Origin of the sequence: Bradyrhizobium pachyrhizi (genome assembly GCF_029714545.1) — a bacterium.
Taxonomy (GTDB): Bacteria; Pseudomonadota; Alphaproteobacteria; order Rhizobiales; family Xanthobacteraceae; genus Bradyrhizobium; species Bradyrhizobium pachyrhizi.
On sequence record NZ_CP121667.1, the window covers coordinates 3,133,787 to 3,151,204 of the forward strand.

The 17,418-nt window shown below is 64.8% G+C and carries 16 protein-coding genes; 11 read left to right on the top strand and 5 right to left on the bottom strand.

Going from position 1 to position 17,418, the window contains the following annotated elements; genetic code table 11:
* Positions 1-147 precede the first annotated feature (147 nt).
* Entirely contained in the window at positions 148-1,770 is a 1,623-nt protein-coding gene (locus tag QA639_RS14435) for a L,D-transpeptidase (protein WP_283090105.1), read from the top strand.
* 88 nt (positions 1,771-1,858) lie between these two features.
* On the opposite strand, the gene QA639_RS14440 is transcribed toward QA639_RS14435, so the two are convergent.
* Both QA639_RS14440 and glgA read right to left on the bottom strand, forming a co-directional pair.
* The gene (locus tag QA639_RS14440; protein WP_038377509.1) at positions 1,859-2,917 is read right to left on the bottom strand and encodes a class I SAM-dependent methyltransferase; all 1,059 of its coding nucleotides are present in this window, start codon (positions 2,915-2,917) and stop codon (positions 1,859-1,861) included.
* A 180-nt stretch (positions 2,918-3,097) separates the two neighbouring features.
* Complete coding sequence (gene glgA, locus QA639_RS14445; protein WP_283090106.1) at positions 3,098-4,525, bottom strand: glycogen synthase GlgA; 1,428 nt, start codon at positions 4,523-4,525, stop codon at positions 3,098-3,100.
* 153 nt (positions 4,526-4,678) lie between these two features.
* Between glgA and QA639_RS14450 the strand changes: the two genes are divergently transcribed.
* The 8 genes from QA639_RS14450 (at position 4,679) to QA639_RS14485 (ending at position 13,728) form a co-directional block, all read left to right on the top strand.
* On the top strand, positions 4,679-5,911 hold the full coding sequence (locus QA639_RS14450) for a CaiB/BaiF CoA transferase family protein (RefSeq protein WP_283090107.1): 1,233 nt from the start codon (positions 4,679-4,681) through the stop codon (positions 5,909-5,911).
* A gap of 125 nt (positions 5,912-6,036) precedes the next feature.
* Positions 6,037-7,578, top strand: coding sequence for an ABC transporter substrate-binding protein (locus tag QA639_RS14455; RefSeq protein ID WP_157347611.1), 1,542 nt, complete (start codon positions 6,037-6,039; stop codon positions 7,576-7,578).
* Positions 7,579-7,584: 6 nt separating this feature from the next.
* The gene (locus tag QA639_RS14460; protein ID WP_028334331.1) at positions 7,585-8,535 is read left to right on the top strand and encodes an ABC transporter permease; all 951 of its coding nucleotides are present in this window, start codon (positions 7,585-7,587) and stop codon (positions 8,533-8,535) included.
* Positions 8,522-9,394, top strand: a complete 873-nt coding sequence (locus QA639_RS14465) for an ABC transporter permease (RefSeq protein ID WP_028334330.1) — start codon at positions 8,522-8,524, stop codon at positions 9,392-9,394. Before QA639_RS14460 ends, QA639_RS14465 begins: the two co-directional genes overlap by 14 nt.
* Positions 9,391-10,377, top strand: a complete 987-nt coding sequence (locus tag QA639_RS14470) for an ABC transporter ATP-binding protein (protein ID WP_283090108.1) — start codon at positions 9,391-9,393, stop codon at positions 10,375-10,377. The genes QA639_RS14465 and QA639_RS14470 overlap by 4 nt, the downstream gene beginning before the upstream one ends.
* The gene (locus QA639_RS14475; protein ID WP_028334328.1) at positions 10,374-11,342 is read left to right on the top strand and encodes an ABC transporter ATP-binding protein; all 969 of its coding nucleotides are present in this window, start codon (positions 10,374-10,376) and stop codon (positions 11,340-11,342) included. Before QA639_RS14470 ends, QA639_RS14475 begins: the two co-directional genes overlap by 4 nt.
* Before the next feature lie 122 nt (positions 11,343-11,464).
* Positions 11,465-12,535, top strand: a complete 1,071-nt coding sequence (locus QA639_RS14480; RefSeq protein WP_028334327.1) for an alcohol dehydrogenase — start codon at positions 11,465-11,467, stop codon at positions 12,533-12,535.
* Between the two features lie 110 nt (positions 12,536-12,645).
* A complete protein-coding gene (locus QA639_RS14485) occupies positions 12,646-13,728 on the top strand; it encodes an isocitrate/isopropylmalate dehydrogenase family protein (protein ID WP_157347617.1) in 1,083 nt (360 codons plus the stop codon).
* 140 nt (positions 13,729-13,868) lie between these two features.
* Here the strand turns inward: QA639_RS14485 and QA639_RS14490 are convergent, their stop codons facing one another.
* Positions 13,869-14,201 carry a hypothetical protein gene (locus QA639_RS14490; protein ID WP_157347619.1) on the bottom strand — a complete coding sequence of 111 codons (333 nt, stop codon included), beginning with the start codon at positions 14,199-14,201 and terminating at the stop codon, positions 13,869-13,871.
* A 135-nt stretch (positions 14,202-14,336) separates the two neighbouring features.
* Between QA639_RS14490 and QA639_RS14495 the strand changes: the two genes are divergently transcribed.
* Positions 14,337-14,486: a hypothetical protein gene (locus QA639_RS14495; protein ID WP_157347621.1), complete on the top strand. Its 150-nt coding sequence runs from the start codon at positions 14,337-14,339 to the stop codon at positions 14,484-14,486.
* Between the two features lie 238 nt (positions 14,487-14,724).
* Here QA639_RS14495 and QA639_RS14500 read toward each other — a convergent pair whose 3' ends face one another.
* Positions 14,725-15,120 carry a helix-turn-helix domain-containing protein gene (locus QA639_RS14500; protein ID WP_016844123.1) on the bottom strand — a complete coding sequence of 132 codons (396 nt, stop codon included), beginning with the start codon at positions 15,118-15,120 and terminating at the stop codon, positions 14,725-14,727.
* 621 nt (positions 15,121-15,741) lie between these two features.
* On the opposite strand from QA639_RS14500, the gene QA639_RS14505 reads away from it, so the two are divergent.
* Entirely contained in the window at positions 15,742-15,999 is a 258-nt protein-coding gene (locus QA639_RS14505; RefSeq protein ID WP_157347623.1) for a hypothetical protein, read from the top strand.
* A 51-nt stretch (positions 16,000-16,050) separates the two neighbouring features.
* Here QA639_RS14505 and QA639_RS14510 read toward each other — a convergent pair whose 3' ends face one another.
* A complete protein-coding gene (locus QA639_RS14510; RefSeq protein WP_028338130.1) occupies positions 16,051-17,370 on the bottom strand; it encodes a dicarboxylate/amino acid:cation symporter in 1,320 nt (439 codons plus the stop codon).
* Positions 17,371-17,418: the final 48 nt, after the last annotated feature.

The following is a 17,418-nucleotide window of genomic DNA, read 5'->3' on the forward strand; positions in this document are numbered from 1 at the left end:
TACATAAGTGATTTGCTGCTGGAACGAGTCCGATGGTCCCCAGGAGCGAGTTCGCGCGTTGGACCGTGGCGGCGATTAATCAATCCAAAATCGCGGTCTGGTACGGGATTGACGGAGCGCGGGCAGGCATTTCGACCGAGGAGCGGCATGGTACATCGAACGACGACGGCGCAAACCACCGGAGCGATGCGGCGTTGGGGCCAACCCGCCTTTGTGACTTTCGCGGCGATGGTCACACTTGCGTCACTGACCGGTGGCGTCGCGGCGAAAGAGCAGCGTCCCGCGGCAGCCGTCGAGGCGACCGCGCCGCGCACCGCTGGCGAGCCGATCATGGCAATCGTGTCGATCAAGGCCCAGAAGGTGACATTCTACGACGCCGAGGGCTGGATCTACCGTGCTCCGGTGTCGAGCGGCGTCAAGGGACGCGAGACGCCGGCCGGCGTCTTTGCGCTGGTCGAAAAGGATAAGGACCATCACTCGACCATGTATGACGATGCCTGGATGCCGAACATGCAGCGCATCACCTGGAACGGCATCGCGCTGCATGGCGGGCCGCTGCCGGGATATGCGGCTTCGCACGGCTGCGTGCGGATGCCCTACGATTTTGCCGAGAAGCTGTTCGACAAGACCCGGATCGGGATGCGGGTGATCATCGCGCCGAACGACGCGGCCCCGGTCGATTTCACCCATCCGGCGCTGTTCGTGCCGAACGCGCAAGCCATCGCGGCTGCGCCGGCGCGCGCCGATAAGCTCAGCCGCGAGGCCGCGGATGCAGCAAAGGCGGCCGACGAGGCGAAAAAGGCCTCGGTGGCCGCGACCAAGGAAGCCGCACTGTTCACGCCGGCGTCGCTGCGCAAATTGCAACAGATCAAGACCCGTGCCGACGCTGCGGTTGCGTTGGCCGACAAGACGCTCGCCGCGGCCAAGACCGACCAGGCCAAGGCGCGCGCCGAGGATCTGAAGCAAAAGGCGGTGGCCAAGGCCGCGGAAGCGACCACGCAGTTCGAGGCCGCGCAGGGTGACGCCAAGCCGAAGCTCGATGCGGCAGCCGCCGCCAAGGACGCCGCCAAGGCGGCCGAAACCAAGAAGGCGGATACCCAGAAGGCGGCGACCGAGGCGAAGCTCGCGCTGGAGCCGGTGTCCGTCTACATCAGCCGCGCGACGCAGAAGCTTTACGTCCGGCGCAACACCCACAAGCCGTGGGCTGACGGCGGCGAGGTGTTCGACTCAAGCATCGAGGTTCCCGTCACCATTCGCGATCCGGACAAACCGATCGGGACGCACATCTACACGGCGATGGCGCGCAACGACGCGGGCGGTCTGCGCTGGACCGAGGTGTCGATCGACGACGGCGACAACGCCAGGAATGCGCTCGACCGTGTCACCATCCCGCAGGATGTGCTGGATCGCATCGCGCCGACTGCCGTTGCGCGCTCTTCGATCATCATCTCGGACGAGCCATTGAGCGCCGAGACCAACTATCGCACCGAGTTCGTCGCCGTGCTGAGCAACCAGCCCCAGGGCGGTTTCATCACGCGCAAGCCGACCCGGCCTATGATGAACGACGACATGGTGGCGAGCGGGGACGACGGCTTCGGCTTCTTCAGTCAGCGCAGCTGGAATCCCCAGTCGGGCACCCAATACGGCTATCCCCAATACGGCAATCCGCAAGCGCCGGCCCAGTACGGCAATCCGTATTATGGCAATCCGCAAGCCGCCAATCCGCGCCGGCGTGGCGGCCAGTACTACTGGCAGTCGCAGGACTGGTAGGGCGCCGGCGGCATAACCGCCGAAGGATATGATCGGACGGTGAGTGCTGGACGGCGGTGTGGCACCGCCGTCCAATTGCGTAGCGCCGTTACGGGCGAGCTTCCAGGATCAGGTTGAACGGCGTTTCCGCGGCGCGGCGGAACCGCGAGAAGCCGCCTTGGCGCGCCACCTCGCGCAGCCTTGCCTCTCCGGCCTGCGCGCCGAGCGCGAGCCCGACCTCCTGGTCCAGCGACGCCGGCGTGCAGATCATCGTCGAGGCGGCGTAGTAGACGCGCCCGATCGGATTGAGGTTATCCTCCAGCCGGTCGTTGGCGAACGGCTCGATCAGCATGCAGGTGCCGTCGTCGGCGAGGGTGGAGCGGGTGTGCTTGAGGGCGCCGACCGGATCGCCCATGTCGTGCAGGCAGTCGAAGAAGCACACAAGGTCATAGCCCTTGGCCGGGAACGTCTTGGCGGAATGCGTTTCGAAATGAACGCGGTCCGACAGTCCCGCTTCCCGCGCGGACTTCCGCGCCGCCTCGATCGATCCGTCGTGATAGTCGAAGCCGTAGAAGGTCGATTTCGGAAACGCCTCCGCCATCAATCGCGTCGAGACGCCGTGCCCGCAGCCGACGTCGGCGACGACAGCGCCTTTCTTCAGCTTGTCGACGACGCCCTCGAGCGCCGGCAGCCATTCCTGCACCAGATAGTGCTTGTAGCTGGTACGGAAAAAGCGGGCGGTGCCGCAGAACAGGCACTCGCTGCGCCTGTTCCAGCCGACGCCCTTGCCGGTCTTGAAGGCGTCGGTAATTTTTGGCTCATCGAGAAAGGTCGCGCCGACCAGGCTTCCGACGGCGCCGAGGAAGACCGGGCTGTCCTCGTCGGCCAGCGCGAGCGCCTGCTCGGGCAGCATCGAGAATTTTCCGGTTGCCTTGTCGTACTCGATGTAGCCGGAGGCCGCCTGCGCCGACAGCCACTCCTGGATGTAGCGCTCGGCTGTTCCCGTCGCCTTGGCCAGGGCCGCGGCATTCATCGGCCCGCCCTGCGCGAGAGCCCTGTACAGCCCGAGCTTGTCGCCCAGCAGCATCAGCGAGGCGTTCATCGCCGCGCCGACATCGCCGATCATCTTTCCCATGAATGAATTGAGGCGCTCTTCGTTGACGTCCATGATGTTCCTCCATCGCAATCGCGTTTGGCCAAAAGTCATCATTCGCAATTTCACGCATGCGTCGTCGTCCAGTCGTGGGGCGATGTGATCGCCTGAAAGGTTCGGTGCAATGACCCGATTGTTACTGGGCCGGTGGGATCCCACAGCCGCCGGGCTTCACAAGCCCGCGAGGCGGGCCGCCTACGCCATCATGCGCGGCATGACCAGCCTTTTGTACAGCGCACCATAGCAGGCGGCCGACAGGTCCCAGCTGTAGGACTTGGCCATCGCGCTGGAGCGCATGGCGTTGAGTCGGTCCTTTGCGCGGTAGGCGTCGAAGGCGCGCCTGACGCCGCCAAGGAAGGATTCCGCCGACGGCTGCGCGAACAGGAAGCCGGTCTCGCCGTCGGCAATGGTTTCCGCAAGCCCGCCGGTCTGGTGGCCTATCGGCAGCGAGCCGAAGCGCTGCGCATACATCTGGCTGAGGCCGCAGGGCTCAAAGCGCGACGGCATCAGGGTGAAATCGCTGCCGGCGAAGATTCGGCGCGCCTGCCCATCGTTGAAGCCGATGATCACGCCGATCGCATCGGGCCGGCGGCGATGCGCGGCCACCAGCGCATCCTCGATGGCGGGCTCGCCGCTGCCGGTGACGACGATCTGTCCGCCGTCCCTGACGATCTCGTCGGCGGCGGACAGCACGAGGTCGACGCCTTTCTGATGCACGAGGCGGGCGACGAGGCCAAAGATCGGCCCGCGCGAGACCGCAAGGCCGAACTGGCGGCGGACATAGTCGGCGTTGGCCTGCTTGCCCTTCCAGTCGCCGGCGCCGAACGGCTGTGCGAGCTGCGCGCAGTGGCGCGGGTCCCAGCTTTCGTCAATGCCGTTCAGGATGCCGGTCAGCTGGTCGGCGTCCGAGCGCACACGGAGCAGGCCTTCCAGGCCGCAGCCGAGCTCCGCGGTCGTGATCTCCCTGGCATAGGTCGCGCTGACCGTGGTCAGATGCGAGGCGTAGACGAGGCCGCCCTTGAGAAAGGAGAGCTTGTCGTAAAACTCCAGCCCGTCGATGTGGAACGAGCTTTCCGGTGCGCCGATCCGCCGCAGCGAGTCCTTCGGAAACAGGCCCTGATAGGCGAGATTGTGGATGGTCAGGATCGACGGAATCCGCGCGTTGCGCCAGGCGAGGTAGGCCGGTGTGAGCGCGGCCTGCCAATCGTTGGCGTGTACGAGGTCCGCTGCCCAATTCTTGTCCAGCATCCCGGCTGCAAGTTCGGCAGCGGCGGAGGCAAAGCGGCCGAAGCGGATGTCGTTGTCGGGCCAGTCGCGGCCGGACTCATCGCCATAGGGATTGCCCGGCCTCTCGTAGAGTTGCGGGCACAGCAGCACGTAGACCGGAAGTCCGTCCCTGGTCGACGCGCGCCCGAGCGTGCAGGCCGGCATCTCCGCGAGCGCTCGGCATTGTCCAACGATTTCAATATGCGTGAACTGTTCGACCACATCCCGGTAGCCGGGAAGCATGATCCGGACGTCGCTCCAGGGGCGGAGCGCCCGCGGAAGGGCAGCGGAAACGGCGGCGAGCCCGCCCACGCGGACGAAATCGTCCATCTCCGTCGTGACGAATAAGACCTTCAACAAGCGCCCTCGTTCCAGCCCGTGACATGGCTATGCAAGATCGGGTCCAATCTGCCTTTGAGTAAAATGCAAGACGGCCCGCGCTCCCGGTCTGGACGAGACGCTTTCCTGCCAGGGCGGCTCACTTTAGGGTCACGCGACGCCGAACAACCAATGACGAAGGTGGAGGAAGCCTTGCCGACGACCATAGCCGCTGACGATGAGGGGAATTTGACACGGAGCTTCGACGGCCTTCGTGTGCTCGATTTTTCGACCACGATCGCTGGACCTCATTGCACGCGGATGCTCGCCGACATGGGCGCGGAGGTGATCAAGATCGAGCCCGCCGAGGGCGAGACGATGCGGACGCGGCCGCCGGTGCGCAACAATTGCTCGACGGCGTTCGGCCAGCTCAATATCGGCAAGAACAGCCTGGTGCTCGACCTGAAGTCGCCGGCCGGCGTCGAAGCGGTGCGCCGGCTGATCGCCACCGCCGACGTGCTGGTGGAGAATTTCCGTCCCGGCGTGATGCGGCGGCTGAAGCTCGATTACGCCTCTATCCGCGACATCAATCCGAAGCTGATCTTCTGCTCGATATCCGGCTACGGTCAGACCGGCCCGTCGGCGGAATTGCCGGCCTATGCGCCGGTGATCCATGCCGCCTCGGGCTACGAGATGGCGCATCTCGCCTACCAGCCGGGCCGCGGCCGGCCGGACTATTGCGGCATCTACCACGCCGATGTGCTGACCGGCGTCTACGCCTTCGGTGCGATCTCGGCGGCGCTCTATCAGCGCGCCGCCAGCGGCAAGGGCCAGCACATCGACGTCTCGATGCTGGAATCGATGCTGAGCCTGACCCTGAACGAGTTGCAGTGGTCGCAATTCGAGGTGAAGCAAACCCAGCGCCCGATGTTCGGTCCGATCGAAACCACCGACGGCTACGTGATGGTGGCGATCGCCAGCGAGAAGACGTTCCAGAACCTGATGCAGGTGATCGGCCGTCCCGATTGGGTATCCGATCCGCGCTTCGCCAAATATTCCGATCGGCGGGAGAACTGGGCGGGCCTGATGGAGGGCGTTGAGGCGTGGTCGCGCTCGGTCAGCACGCAGGCCTGCCTTGCCGCGCTCAACGAGTATGGCGTGCCGTCATCGGCCTATCGCACTGTGCGCGAGGCGCTCGCCGATCCACAAATCGCCCATCGCGGCGCGCTGGCCGAGGTTGCGGACGGCGGCGGCAGCTTCAAGGTGCTCAATCTGCCGTTCCGCATGTCCGGCGCCACGGTCGGTGCGCGCAAGCGGATGTCGACGCTCGGCGAGCACACGCTGTCCTATCTGAAGGAGATCGGGCTCTCCGAGGATCAGATCGCAGGCTTCGCAGCGCAACCGGCAAAGACGGCGCGTCATTAGGCCTGCGGCTTTTCATCCGTATTACGGTATTACGGTCTTGTCGCGCGCGGCGATTCCGGACAATCTGCCGCCCAACACACGACGATCCGGAACACCGGACGTCGCCCACCTGGGAGGGAGCATTGATGACGCTGGTCGGGCGCGCGTACACGGTTGCGCGCATATTTCTTGTGGCGGGATTAGGTGCAGCGGCGTTTGCTGCACCGGCCCATGCGCAGAAGCAGGGCGGCACGCTCACCGTCGGCCAGGAACTGGACATTCCGGGCTTCGATCCGCTCAAGGTCGGCGTTTACGATACCTCGGCCAACACGGCGGCGGCCGCAATCTTCGACACGCTGATGACGCTCGACGCGAAGGGCGAGCCGGCACCGAAGCTCGCGCTGTCCTGGGAGCATGCCGAGGACTTCAAGACCTGGACCATCAAGCTGCGGCCGGGCGTCAAATTCCACGACGGCACGCCGTTCAATGCACAGGCCGTGAAGGAGAATTTCGACCGTCAGAAGGATCCGGCCAACAAGTGCCGGTGCGCGTTCTACATCACCAGCATCAAGAGCGTGGACGTCATCGATGACCTCACGGTGCGCTATAATTTCAGCGACCCGGCGGTGAACTTCCCGGCGACGCAATCCATTCAGAGCTCCAACAATGTGATGCAGTCGCCGACGGCCTGGAAGACCAAGGGCGACGACTACAATCGCAATCCCGTCGGCACCGGCCCCTACATCCTGAAATCCTGGACTGCCGGCGATCGCATGGTACTGGAGAAGAACCCGGACTATTGGGACAAGGGCAAGCCCTATCTCGACCGCATCATCCTGAAGCCGCTGCCGGACGCGCAGTCGCGTTTTGCCTCCCTGCAATCGGGCGAGGCCGACGTCGTCTGGGACGACGAATACGACGCCGACAACATCGTCAAGGCGCAGAAGGATAAGAGCCTGACGGTTCACTCCTATGCCGGCTCCGGCGCGCAGGTCTACGCGTTCAACACCAAGGCGGCGCCATTCGACGACGTCCGCGTGCGCCAGGCGCTGGTGATGGCGCTCGATCGCAAGAAGATTTCGCAGGCGATCACCAACGGCCTGGCGCGGCCGGCCACCAATCCCTATGGCGACGGCTCCTGGGTCAAGTGCAAGGATGACGGCGCGCTGCCGGAGGACACTGCGAAGGCCAAGGCGCTGCTCAAGGACTACGGCAACCCGGTTGATTTCAAGATGATCGTCTCGGCGACGCCGCGCGGCCGTACCATCGGCCAGGTGCTGCAGCAGCTCTGGAAGCGGGTCGGCGCCAACATGGAGATCGAGCAGGTCGACCAGGCCACGATCGTGCCGCGCGCCTTCATGCGCCAGTTCCAGCTCACGCCGTGGCGCATCGTCGATCTCGCCGATCCCGATCCGCAGATGTACGCCAATTTCCACACCGGCAGTCCGGTGGCGCTGGCGAACTTCTCCGACCCGGAACTCGACCGCCTGCTGGAGCATGCGCGAACCACCGCCGATACCGCCAAACGCACCGACGACTATTGCGCGATCAGCCGCCTGATCAACAAGGAGGCGCTCTGGTTCTGGACTTTCCAGAACACCTATTACGCCATCTCGAGCGCGAAGGTGAAGGGCGTGCCGAAGATGTTCAACGGGGTGCTCGACGTCTCCTACGCCTGGAAGGAATAGCCTTTCATGCTGTTCTTCGTCGCGCGCCGGCTCCTGTACCTGGTACCGGTGCTGATCGCGGTCTCGGTGCTGACCTTCGTGATCGCCTCGCTGTTGCCCGGCGATCTCGCCTATGTGATCTTGGGCGATCAGGCGACGCCCGAGAATGTCGCGGCGCTGCGTCACGACATGGGGCTCGATCAGCCGATCTGGCTGCGCTATCTCGGCTGGCTGTGGCATATCCTGCAGGGCGATTTCGGGCGATCCTTCCGCACCGGGCAGACCGTGTTGCAGGCCGTCAGCGAACGCATCCCGGTCTCGTTCGAGCTGATGATCCTGGCCGAGCTGATCGGGCTTGCGATCGGCGTGCCGCTCGCAATCGCCTGCGCGGCCAAGGCCGGCAGCGCGTTCGACCGCTTCATGACCGGCTCCGCCTTCGGCATGCTGTCGGTGCCGACCTTCCTGTCCGCGATCCTGCTGATCTATCTGTTTGCGGTCGAGCTGCGCCTGCTGCCGGCGACCGGCTACGTGCCGTTCACCGAGGACCCGGTCGCCAATCTGCGCTTCATGGTGTTGCCGGCGCTGACGCTCGGACTTGCGGAATGGCCGGGCATCATGCGCGTGCTGCGCTCCGACATGATCGCGGCGCTGCAGGAGGACTATATCGCGCTCGCCAAGGCGAAGGGCCTCAAGCCATCGCGCATTCTGTTCGTGCACGCGCTGAAGCCGTCGTCGCTGACGCTCGTCACCATCACCGGCATCAATATCGGCCGCCTGATCGGTGGCGCCGTCATCGTCGAGTCGATTTTCGCCTTGCCGGGGATCGGCCGCCTTCTGGTCGGCGCGATCTACACCCGCGATCTCATCATCCTGCAGGGCGTGGTGCTGCTGGTTGCCGCCGGCTTCGTGATCATGAACTTCATCGTCGACATGCTATACGCCCTTCTCGATCCGAGGATTCGCCATGGCCACGCTTGAGCTCAGCCTCGAGGAAGAGGCCGGTGCGACGCCGGCCCGGCGCCGCCGCGGGCTCGGCATGTTGTTCTGGATCGCGATCGGCTGGATGACGCTGGTGTTCGCGGTCGCGATCTTTGCCGACCTGCTGCCGCTTCCGAGCCCGACCGACATGGACATGCTGGAGCGGCGGGCGCCCACCTCCGCCGAGCATTGGCTCGGCACCGACGGTCTCGGCCGTGACGAGCTGTCGCGGCTGATCTATGGCGCGCGCATCTCGCTGATCGTCGGCCTCTGCGCACCGATGATCGGGGTTACCATCGGCGGCGCGCTCGGCATGCTCGCGGGCTATTTCCGCGGCCGTTTCGAATCCTTCGTGGTCGGCAGCATGGACGTGCTGCTGGCGTTCCCGCCGCTGATCCTGGCGCTTGCGGTCACCGCCTATCTCGGCCAGTCGATCTTCAATCTGACCTGCATCCTCGGCGTGCTCGGCATTCCCGCCTTCATGCGGGTGGCGCGGGCGGCGACCTTGTCGCTGGCGCGGCGCGAATTCGTCATCGCGGCGCAGGCGCTCGGCGCCACGCATGCGCGCATCCTGCTGCGCGAGCTGCTGCCCAACGTGATGCTGCCGCTGCTCGCCTTCTTTCTGCTCGGCGTCGCCGTCACTATCGTGGTCGAGGGCTCGCTGTCCTTCCTCGGCCTCGGCGTGCCGCCGCCGATCTCGAGCTGGGGCAGCATGATCGGGGAGGGCCGTGAAAGCCTCGAGGTGGCGCCGCAGCTCGCCTTCATTCCGGCGATCGCGATGTTCCTGACCGTGCTCTCGTTCAACCTGATCGGCGATACGATGCGTGCGCTGACCGATCCCAGGCAGGGCGCGCTATGAGCCGGACGCTGCTATCGGTCGAGAGTGCGGTGGTCGACCTGCCGACGCCGCGCGGCAATCTGCGGGCGGTCGATCATGTCGATCTCGCCGTCGGCGCCGGCAGGACGCTCGGCATCGTCGGCGAGTCCGGATGCGGCAAGACCATGCTGTCGCGCGCGATCCTGCAGCTGCTGCCCAAGAAGGCGAAACTGTCCGGCCGCGTGATGTTCGACGGGCAGGATCTGACGAAACTCCCGGCCGAGAAATTGCGCAAGCTGCGCGGCCGCTCGCTCGCGGTTGTGTTCCAGGACCCGATGACCTCGCTCAATCCCGTGCTGACCATCGGCACCCAGCTGATCGAGACCATTGTGGAACATCTCGAGCTCGATCTTGCCGAGGCCCGGCAGCGTAGCATCGAACTGTTGGCGGCGGTCGGCATTCCCGCGCCCGAGCAGCGCCTCGCGCAATATCCGCACCAGCTCTCCGGCGGCATGCGCCAGCGCGTCGCGATCGCGGTGGCGCTGTCCTGCGAGCCGCAGCTCCTGATCGCGGACGAGCCGACCACCGCGCTCGACGTCACGATCCAGGCGCAGATCCTCGATCTCTTGGCGCGCGAGCAGCAGCGCCGTCACATGGCGATGATCATCATCACGCATGACCTCGGCGTGGTCGCCGGCCGCACCGACGAGGTCGCGGTGATGTATGCCGGGCGCGTCGTCGAACGCGCGCCGACGCCTGCCTTGTTCAAGCAGATGCGGATGCCCTACACCGAGGCGCTGCTCGCCGCGCTGCCGAAGCTCGACGTCGCGCCGCATACGCCGCTGCCGGCGATTTCGGGGCGGCCGCCCGACCCGACCCGGCCGCTCAAGGGTTGCTCGTTCTCGCCGCGTTGCCGCTACTCCGCGGAGCGCTGCGGCACGGAGAAGCCGCAGCTCAGCCGGGCTGAAACGCCGGAGCATCTCTACGCCTGCTTCCATCCGATCACCGCGGGGGTCGGCGCATGATGCTGCAGGCAGCCCCCGATCCGCTGATGAAGGTGGAAAACCTCGTCGTCGAATATTCGGTAGGGGGCAAGACCATCCATGCCGTCTCCGATGTCAGTCTCGAGATCGCGCGCGGCGAGACGCTGGGGCTGGTCGGCGAATCCGGCTGCGGCAAGTCCACCCTCGGCCGCGCGGTGCTGCAACTGCGCCAGGCCGTCTCCGGCAAGGTGCTGTTCGACGGGCACGATCTGACCACGCTGAAGGGCGAGCCACTGCGCAAGATGCGCCGGCGCGTGCAGCTGATCTTCCAGGACCCGATTGCCTCGCTCAATCCGCGGCGGCGGATCGGCGACATCGTCGCCGAGCCGCTGGTGATCGCGGGCGTCAAGGATCCCGAGGAACGCCGACGGCGGGTCAGCGACGTGCTGTCGGCGGTCGGCCTCGATCCGGCGCTCGTGAGCGGACGCCTTCCGCATGAATTCTCCGGCGGACAATGCCAGCGCATCTGCATCGCCCGCTCGCTGGTGCTCAATCCGGAATTCGTGATCTGCGACGAACCGGTGTCCGCGCTCGATGTCTCGATCCGCGCCCAGATCCTCAATCTGCTGGAGGAGATGAAGGCGCGCTACGGCCTGACCCTGCTGTTCATCGCCCACGACCTCGCCGTGGTGAAGGCCGTCTCAGATCGCGTCGCGGTGATGTATCTCGGCCGGCTCTGCGAGGTCGGCCCGTCGGAGCAGTTGTTTGCACGGCCGGCGCATCCCTATACCGCGCTGCTGATCGAGGCGATCCCGGTGCCGGATCCGGATGTCCGCCCGACCCAGAGCGTGCCGGTCGGTGAGCCGCCGTCGCCGATCGCGCCGCCCTCCGGCTGCCGCTTCCGCACCCGCTGCCCGCGGGCCGACGCGCGCTGCGCCAGCGAAGTGCCGGAACTGCGCGTGGTTGCGCCCGGCCAGTTCGCGGCTTGCCATCATCCGCTAGTCTGAATAGGCCTTGGCCTTCAGGCGAGCTGCATGGCGGCTCGCTCGAAAATGGGATCATGAGCGTTTGTCCCGGACGGGCAGGCGTGGCAAGGTCCGCCGCAAGAACAAGCTACGGGAGAACAGCGATGAAGAGTTTCCAGGTCGTCGATTTCAACGCCCCCTTGAAGGAGGTCGATCAGCCGACGCCGCAGCCGTCGGGCACGCAGGTGCTGATCAAGGTCAAGGCCGCCGGCGTCTGCCACAGCGACCTGCATATCTGGGAGGGCGGCTACGATCTCGGCCACGGCCGCAAGCCGCTGTCGCTGAAGGATCGCGGCGTCTCGCTGCCGCGCACGATGGGCCATGAGACGGTCGGCGAGATCGTGGCCTTCGGGCCCGACGTCAAGGACGCCGACAAGGGCGGCCTCAAGGTCGGCGATGTCGCGCTGGCCTATCCCTGGCTCGGCTGCGGCAAATGCCCGACCTGCCTCGGCGGCGACGAGAACATGTGCGCGATCAAGCCGAATGCGCTCGGTGTCTATTGCGACGGCGGCTACGCCGACCACATGACGGTGCCGCATCCGAAGTATCTGCTCAACCTCAAGGGGCTCGATCCCGTCACGGCCGCGCCCTATGCCTGCTCCGGTGTCACGACCTACAGCGCGCTGAAGAAGGTCGAGAAGGATCTCGACACGCCGATCGTGATCTTCGGCGCCGGCGGTCTCGGCCTGATGGCGCTCTCGCTGTTGAAGGCGATGGGCGGCAAGGGCGCGATCGTGGTCGATATCGACGCCAGGAAGCGCGAGGCGGCCGAAGCCGCCGGCGCGCTCGCGACCGTTGACGGCAAGGCGCCCGACGCGCTGGAACAGCTCGTCAAGAAGGCCGGCCAGCCGATCCGTGCCGCGATCGATCTGGTCGGCAACGCCCAGACCTCGCAGCTCGGCTTCGACTGCCTGACCAAGGGCGGCAAGCTTGTGATCGTCGGCCTGTTCGGCGGCGGGGCGCCCTGGGCGCTGCCACTGATCCCGATCAAGGCGGTCACCATCCAGGGCAGCTATGTCGGCAATCTGCGCGAGACCCAGGAGCTGCTCGACCTCGTGCGGACCAAGAAGATTCCGGCGATCCCGGTCACGCCGATGCCGCTGGCAAAGGCGAACGAGGCGCTGACCAATCTGCAGAAGGGCCAGCTGGTCGGCCGCGCGGTGCTGACGCCGTAGATCAACTCACCGTCATCCCGGGATGGTGCGCAGCCAGACCCGGGATCTCGAGATTCCGGGTTCGATGCTCCGCATCGCCCCGGAATGACTGTTGTGTTCCGGAGATTCCCATGTCCGCCAACGACGCACTCCACATCGCCGTCCTCGGCGGCGACGGCATCGGCCCCGAGGTGATGGCGCCGGCGCTCGACGTGCTGCGCAAGATCGAGGCGTCGGCCGGTCTCAAATTCCGCTTCACCGAGGCGCCGGCCGGCGCGGGCCATTACAAGGAAACCGGCAAGTCGATGCCGGAGAGCACGATCCGGCTATGCGAGGAGGCCGACGCGATCCTGCTCGGAGCCTGCGGCCTGCCGTCGGTGCGCTACCCCGACAACACCGAGATCGCGCCGCAGATCGAGTTGCGCATGATCTTCGATCTCTATGCCGGCGTGCGGCCCGCGCGATTGATCCCCGGTGTATCGAGCACGATCGTCGGCGCCGACCAAAAGGGCATCGACCTCGTCGTGATCCGCGAATCCACCGAGGGCCTGTTCGCCTCGATGGGCAAGGGCGTCGTCACCGACAGCGAGGCGCGCGAGACGATGGTGATCACGCGCCACACCTCCGAGCGGCTGTTCGAGTTCTCGTTCCGGCTCGCCGAACGCCGCAAGGCGCGCGGCAAGGTCAATGGCGGGCTGACCTGCGTCGACAAGGCGAACGTGTTCAAGGCGTTCGCATTCTTCCGGAACATCTTCGACGAGACTGCGAAGCGTCATCCCGACGTCAGAGCTGACCACCTCTACATCGATGCGACCGCGGCTGCGCTGGTGAAGCGCCCGTGGGACTTCGACGTCATGGTGACCGAGAACATGTTCGGCGACATCCTGTCCGATCTCACCGCCGGCCTGATCGGCGGCATGGGCATGGCGCCGTCTGCCGACATCGGTGACCGCTACGCGGTGTTTCAGCCGTGTCATGGCACGGCGCCCGACATCATGGGGCAGGGCAAGGCCAATCCGACCGCGATGATCCTGTCGGCCGCGATGATGCTGGACTGGCTCGCCGACAAGCATGGACTCGAAAGCGCCGCCGAAGCCGGCGAGCGGATCGAGCGCGCGGTCGACAAGGTCTACGCCGACGGCATCAAGCCGTTTGAGTTCGGCGGCAGCAACGGCACGACCGATGTCGCGAAGGCGGTGCTGGCAGCGCTCTAAAGCGCGATGAGATTAGGTTGAATCGTCATCGCGCCTTAGCTCTTTGTTTGAGCATGATCTTTTCGGAAAACCGCTTCGCACTTTTCCCGATCATGCTTTAGCCGCGGAAGGGTGAGGGGCCGAAGCCCCCTCGCTGATGATTAGCGATGGTGTCCGCCGTGATGTCCGCCGCCGTGATGGCCACCATGATGTCCGCCGTGATGAGGGCGGTGCCCGTAATGATGCGGGCGATGGTGGAATTGCGGACGATGATGCCATCCGTGATGGCGCGGTCCGTAGTAGCCGTATGCGCCCGGTCGCCAATAGCAGCGGCCCCAGCGATCGCAGACCTGGCGCACCTTGTCGACATTGGACGTTTCGTCCGCGATGTGACCGGCTTGCGGAAGCCCGTTGGGCATCGCGGATGCCGCGCCGGACATCAACGCTGCGCTTCCAAGCGCGGCGAGTCCAATAACGGCAAGCTTGATATTCATCGAGATCTCCTTGGTTGAAGCCTGAAAACGTTCGTGCGAGCCACTTCGTTGCTGCGACAAAAAAGACAGGCTCGTGCACTTGGTTCTGGCGGCGCCGGTTCAACTGAGGAAATGCGGGAGTTCTGAGGTCGCCTGATGCGCAGGCGACAATTGGCCGCGCGACAGAATAGCGACGCGTTGCGCGCGCATGCGCTGCGCGAGATGGGCAGTCGAAGCGCGAGCTGGAAAAGCGCGGCGCGCATGCGCGGCGACGCGCGCGAAGATCATGCTCAGGTGGAGCGATGAGATCATGACGCGATGCTCGTCGCCGCTTCATGACCGCGCATCCGGCCAGGACTGAAGCTGTCCGCCTGGATCACAAAATCTTGAAAGACAGCCGAGCCTCAAGAAAAAGCGCTGCCATCGGCGATGGCAGCGCTTTTACATCCTCCTGGCCCGACCGGCGTGTGCGGCCGCAGCGGCCGGCGACCGGCCGTTGCGGTGTGGTGGGATCGCGTTCGCGGCGCCGCGACCCGATCCGCGCTCAGTCTTCGTTGGCGGCGATCGATTCCATCAGCGACACCAGCTGACGCTGCACCGTCTGATCCTTGATCTTGCTGTAGGCGCGCAGCAACCGGAGGCTGAACGCGCTGTCGAGGAACAGCAGGCTCTCGACTTCGCGAGCCTTGTTGTCGCCGTCGTAGAAGAAGGTGACCGGCACATCCAGCGCGGTCGCGATCTGTTGAAGGCGGGCAGCGCCGACACGGTTGACGCCCTTCTCGTACTTTTGAACCTGCTGGAAGCTGACGCCAAGCTTGTCGCCGAGTTCGGCCTGCGAGATCTTTTGCTCGACACGGCGCAGGCGAATCCGCTTGCCCAACTCAATGTCCGGCTTGCCGGCACTGCGCTGCTTCATCTTCTTTGCTGCTGATCTGTTCATTCTTGTGACCCGTCCTTCAAATCGAGAATCCCTGGCCCGGTTGGGTCAGGGACACGTTCATGATGTACCGCGTTAAGCTCGAGTGGATCGCCAGTTCGTCTGAACTACGAAATCCAGGAAGATCGCGGGATGGTATCCAAACGCAAAAGCGCAAGGAAACACCCTAGTACCGACTCGGTCGACTACCTGAAGTCGACCGCGCCAAGGTGTCTGTCGACACCCCGCCCTCTACATTTGGCAAAATATTGACCAAACCACAACTAGCGCGAGTTTGATCGACACAGATTTTGCGCACATGCATAATAGGCGTCAATGCACAGCGCCCGTAGTTCTACGGGCCACTATATTGTACGGGCGTCGTTGCACGGATGCAACCCCAGCTAGTGCAGCCTGAGGTCGAGAAGTGGCCGGCAGGTGCTTGACTGAATCATCCGATTTACAAGAGTTTGACGTAAGTCCAAGTCAGGCTTTCGGAATGTTGCTGGACAATTGCCCAAAAGTTCTCGATCATCTGGAACAAATGTGTGCCTACGACAAGCCGGCGAACTCTGGCGGGAGGGGCCAATGAAGCGAAAGAGGGGAACGCCTCGACTCTACCTCGCGGCTTCGGGAGTTGAAGATATGCCGGTCGCAAACACGGAAGAACGGTTGCTGGCGCTGCTCGCAACGCTGGAGGAATGTCAGGCGTACCTGACCGACCGGGCGAACACCGAGACGGCGCGGCTGTTGTCCCTTGCCATCCTCGAGCTTCGGATGGAGCTCCACAAGGTAACGGATTCCGAGCTGAAGGCCCTCTGTGACATGATCGCTTCGGATGAGCCCGTGCTGGAACAATCGACGGCCCGGCAACTGCCGCCGTATTTGAGGCTGATCAAGTAAGTCAGCGCCCCGCGCCACGCGCGGGACACTGCTCGGCTTGGGACGTACGGCTCAGCCCGCAGTCACGTCAACCGCCTCGGCGCCTTCGAGCACGCGACGGGCCTTGTCGCGGTCGAGGTCACCTTCCCATGCCGCGACCACGACGGTGGCGACGCAGTTGCCGATCAAATTGCCGACTGCGCGCGCCATGCCAATGAACCAGTCGACGGAGAGCACCAGCACGAGGCCAATCGCCGGGATGCTCGGCACGGCGTTGAGCGTCGCCGCCAGGATGACGATCGCCGAGCCGGGTACGCCATGCGCACCTTTCGAGGTGATCAGCGACACGCCGAGCACCAGCATCAGGTCGCCGAACGACAGCGGCGTGTTGGTCGCCTGCGCGATGAACACGACCGCGAGCGTCAGGTAGATCGAGAAGGCGTCGAGATTGAAGGAATAGCCGGTCGGGATCACGAGGCCGACCACCGAATCCTTGACGCCGAAACGCTCCAACTTGCGCATCACCTGCGGCAGCACCGCGTCGGACGATGCAGTGGCGACCACGATCATCAGCTCCTCGCGCAGGTAGCCGAGGAATTTGAGTATGTTGATGCCGGCGAGCGCCATCACGGCGCCGAGCACGCCGAGCACGAAGATCGCGACCGACACGTAGAACAGCGCGACCAGCGACAGCAGCTGCTTCAGCGAACCGACGCCGTATTTGCCGACCGTATAGGCGACGGCGCCGAGCACGCCGATCGGCGCGAAGCGCACGATGAGGCCCATCGCGCGGAACAGCACGGTCGAGACCGCATCGATGAAGGAGGAGATCTTCTCGCCCTTCTCGCCGCCGACCAGTGCCAGGCTGACGCCGAAGATGATGGCGAAGAACAAGACCTGCAGCACGTCGTTGCGCGACAGCGCGTCGAACGAGGTGGTCGGGATGATGTTGAGCAGGAAGCTGCCGATGCCTTCGCCCTTCAGCTTCTGCGCGTTGCTGGCATAGTTGCCGAGCGCCTTGGCATCCAGCGTCGAGGTGTCGATGTTCATGCCGTGGCCGGGGCCGAACAGATAGGCGAGCAGCAGGCCGACCACGAGCGCAACCGTCGTCATCGCCTCGAAATAGACCAGCGCCTTGACGCCGACCCGGCCGACCTTCTTGAGGTCGCCGGCACCCGCAATGCCGTGCACGACGACGCAGAACACGATCGGCGCCACGATCATCGAGATCAGCTTCAGGAAGGCATCGCTGAATATCTTCAACCCGATCGCGAAATCGGGCGCGGCCATGCCGATGACGATGCCGAACAGCAGCGCGACAAGCACCTGCACGAACAGTGATGTGTAAAGCGGCTTGCGCGCCACTGTCGCTTCCGCTGCGATGGTCGACATGACTTCCCCCTGTTTCTGGCCGGCCGAACCCGCCCATCATAGCAACTT

Coding starts and splice junctions, on each gene's coding strand:
- QA639_RS14435 (WP_283090105.1), top strand. CDS start 148: ATGGTACATCGAACGACGACGGCGCAAACCACCGGAGCGATGCGGCGT.
- QA639_RS14440 (WP_038377509.1), bottom strand. CDS start 2,917: ATGGACGTCAACGAAGAGCGCCTCAATTCATTCATGGGAAAGATGATC.
- QA639_RS14450 (WP_283090107.1), top strand. CDS start 4,679: ATGACGAAGGTGGAGGAAGCCTTGCCGACGACCATAGCCGCTGACGAT.
- QA639_RS14455 (WP_157347611.1), top strand. CDS start 6,037: ATGACGCTGGTCGGGCGCGCGTACACGGTTGCGCGCATATTTCTTGTG.
- QA639_RS14460 (WP_028334331.1), top strand. CDS start 7,585: ATGCTGTTCTTCGTCGCGCGCCGGCTCCTGTACCTGGTACCGGTGCTG.
- QA639_RS14465 (WP_028334330.1), top strand. CDS start 8,522: ATGGCCACGCTTGAGCTCAGCCTCGAGGAAGAGGCCGGTGCGACGCCG.
- QA639_RS14470 (WP_283090108.1), top strand. CDS start 9,391: ATGAGCCGGACGCTGCTATCGGTCGAGAGTGCGGTGGTCGACCTGCCG.
- QA639_RS14475 (WP_028334328.1), top strand. CDS start 10,374: ATGATGCTGCAGGCAGCCCCCGATCCGCTGATGAAGGTGGAAAACCTC.
- QA639_RS14480 (WP_028334327.1), top strand. CDS start 11,465: ATGAAGAGTTTCCAGGTCGTCGATTTCAACGCCCCCTTGAAGGAGGTC.
- QA639_RS14485 (WP_157347617.1), top strand. CDS start 12,646: ATGTCCGCCAACGACGCACTCCACATCGCCGTCCTCGGCGGCGACGGC.
- QA639_RS14490 (WP_157347619.1), bottom strand. CDS start 14,201: ATGAATATCAAGCTTGCCGTTATTGGACTCGCCGCGCTTGGAAGCGCA.
- QA639_RS14495 (WP_157347621.1), top strand. CDS start 14,337: ATGCGCAGGCGACAATTGGCCGCGCGACAGAATAGCGACGCGTTGCGC.
- QA639_RS14500 (WP_016844123.1), bottom strand. CDS start 15,120: ATGAACAGATCAGCAGCAAAGAAGATGAAGCAGCGCAGTGCCGGCAAG.
- QA639_RS14505 (WP_157347623.1), top strand. CDS start 15,742: ATGCCGGTCGCAAACACGGAAGAACGGTTGCTGGCGCTGCTCGCAACG.
- QA639_RS14510 (WP_028338130.1), bottom strand. CDS start 17,370: ATGTCGACCATCGCAGCGGAAGCGACAGTGGCGCGCAAGCCGCTTTAC.